This window comes from Pedobacter borealis DSM 19626 (genome assembly GCF_000708285.2).
GTDB lineage: Bacteria > Bacteroidota > Bacteroidia > Sphingobacteriales > Sphingobacteriaceae > Pedobacter > Pedobacter borealis.
Map to the genome: position 1 here is coordinate 1 of NZ_JAUG01000179.1, position 2,677 is coordinate 2,677.

Here is a 2,677-nt window from a genome sequence, read left to right on the forward strand (position 1 = left end):
TCTTAGTCCAGAGAAAGCGATTGAAATTGCAAAAACTATTTATTCATTGAAGGTTCTTAATCCATTAAATAATGAAGTGGTCGAGCAAACTTTAATCTTGAATGAAGAGCAGAAATACTTAAGCCAATTATTCAACTTTTGAAACTGGGTGTCCCAGTGCGGAAGACAGGATTAATTCATATTTTAACTGTACTCATCAATGAAGAAAAAATTAATTGCTATCGTATTTTTTGTAGTAGCATTTTTTATTGGCAAGAAACTTTTTAGGGGGCCAGAAAATACAACCATTGCAAAGGTAAATGAGTTTTACTATGCAGGTGAATATGAAAAAGCAAAAGGTGCATTGAAGCGTTATTTGAAGGATCATCCCGATTCTCCTAAATGTTGGTCTTATTTAGGATTGGTCAACGTTGAACTCAATGATACCCTGGGTGCCGAACAGGCTTATAAAAAAGCACTTGTGTTGGATGATCAAAACGAACGTACCATTGTAGGTTTAGGTGTTGTTGAAAGAATGAAAGGAAATTATGCAAAGGCCAGAACATATTATGAAAGGGCCCTGCAGCTAAATCCAGATGACCCAAGTGTATATACCAGCCTATCCGTTGTAGAAATTAAAAACCGAAATTTTGCTAGGGCTATTGAATTGGGAGAGATCGCAAAAGAAAAGGATGATGTAGGTAAAAATCCCGTAATTCTGTCAAATTTAGTTATTGCCTACCATTTGAATCATCAAAAAAAGGAGCGTGATCAAACATTGGCGGCACTTGAAAAAACCAGTTATCAAAATATGGAAGAGGTGAAGATGCTGATTAGTGGAAAAATTAACGATGAGGATGTATTAAACTCTCTATAATCTAGTGAGTTATCAAATTATCTTAATTTAACCACAGGATTTATACGCTCCTTGTTAGCTAATTCGCAACTTACTCTCTCTTTTCTTTTATACTCTTTGTGTCTTTTGAGGTTAACCCTTAATTTTTAACCGATTTCAAAAATACAAAACGCACTACACCCAATAAATCGAAGTGGTTAATAAGCAAACCTCATTACATGGTAATCAATATATCTTACCATTACAACGAATCTAAAAAATCTAAATACAATGGAATGCTTTCTTCTACCCATTTTTTAGACGTGTTATGCTCCATTCCGTAGTAAGCAAACGGGGGTTGGTAATCGGCTTTTACATATTCAAATGAAAGTTCGAACGGACGGGTTAATTCTGCTAATGTATATTTATACTTTTCTGATGGACGTAGTTCGTGTTCTTCAACGCCCAATGAAATGGCCAGGGCAATTTTTTTGTCAGCCAATTTGAAACCGCTTTTGCTGCCATAGGCCCATCCATGAGTGAGTACTTCATCCATCCATTTTTTTAACAGTGAGGGACAATTGAACCAATAATAGGGAAATTGGAATACGATTTTGTCATGTCGTTCAACCAGCTTTTGTTCTGCCAATACGTCAATTTTTTCATCTGGATATGCCTCATACAGTTGATGGACTAGATATTTATCAGGGTATTTGTTTAATTCTTCAATCCACCGTTTGTTGATTACGGAGCTTTTAATATCGGGATGGGTTGCAACGATCAATGTTTTCATTTTTACAAATTATGATGATTATAAAGCTCAAAAATAAATGCATAACCGCTTATTTTGTAAATTAGCAACCAATTGTAAGGTACTATAAAAAATGTAAGCATGTCTAAAATCAAGGAAACCTCAACCAACTATGCTAATAAACAAGCTTTAGCTGATGAGTGTTTAGAAGTTTATGCGGCCAACATTATTGGTGGGCAATGGGCTTTGGTGATCTGTTCGTGGTTAATGAACGGTAAACTCCGATTTGGTGAGTTAAAAAAACATTTGCCAAATATTACCGAGCGAATGTTAACCTTACAGCTACGCAAATTAGAAGAAGATAAAATTGTGAAGCGAACCATCTACGCCGAAGTTCCGCTACGGGTGGAATATGAACTAACCGCAATTGGCCTCGAATTGAGGCCGATTATCAATGCACTCGAAAGTTGGGGCGTAAAACATAAAAGTCTGTTAGGCGAGTTTTGATCTGCTTATTTAAGCTCAGCATCCAAAACTCAATGTTTATCTCTTTTATTCGAAGAGAATACCCCGAGGGGTAAGCGGAAGGTTTGAAAATGATAGGCAGATAGGGGGGTAAGGCGCTCGCTATAACACGGTCGTCATAAGATAGCTATCGGATCCTGCGCAGACGGAACCACGAAGTGCTCAGCGAAGCTAATCTTAAAGCGTTCATAATGCATTGTCTTGGCAGGTTTTGCCCTTTGCGCAGTCTTGCCTCGGCTCGCCGCCGCCGAAGGGGCTCTTTCTTTATCCTTGATGATAAAGAAACAAACAATCAAGGCTCGCATCTTTTCTTGTAAAAATCTACGGAAATCTTAATCGCGGCAGTATCGAGGCTCTTACCCTGGCTTATCCGAGCGCACCCGCTTGATCCTGCCTTGGGCTGTGGGGTAATGAGGGGAACTGCACAGATTTCCGTGCTTTTTCCTGCGAAAATCTGCTAGGCCGGATAGCATGATGCAGATCGCATGGTGCACACTGCAGGGTGCGGTAATTTGTTTTTTAGTCCTTTCCCTTTCAGGGGAAAGGTGCCGATAGGCGGATAGGGGTTTAAGGCGCTCGCTATAATA

3 protein-coding genes are annotated in these 2,677 nt (G+C 38.8%); 2 read left to right on the plus strand and 1 reads right to left on the minus strand.

Annotated elements, in window-relative coordinates:
* Nucleotides 1-199 precede the first annotated feature (199 nt).
* On the plus strand, nucleotides 200-856 hold the full coding sequence (locus AW17_RS23260) for a tetratricopeptide repeat protein (protein ID WP_029280738.1): 657 nt from the start codon (nucleotides 200-202) through the stop codon (nucleotides 854-856).
* Between the two features lie 220 nt (nucleotides 857-1,076).
* On the opposite strand, the gene AW17_RS23265 is transcribed toward AW17_RS23260, so the two are convergent.
* A complete protein-coding gene (locus AW17_RS23265; protein WP_029280740.1) occupies nucleotides 1,077-1,607 on the minus strand; it encodes an NAD(P)H-dependent oxidoreductase in 531 nt (176 codons plus the stop codon).
* A 99-nt stretch (nucleotides 1,608-1,706) separates the two neighbouring features.
* Between AW17_RS23265 and AW17_RS23270 the strand changes: the two genes are divergently transcribed.
* A complete protein-coding gene (locus AW17_RS23270; protein WP_029280742.1) occupies nucleotides 1,707-2,072 on the plus strand; it encodes a winged helix-turn-helix transcriptional regulator in 366 nt (121 codons plus the stop codon).
* Nucleotides 2,073-2,677: the final 605 nt, after the last annotated feature.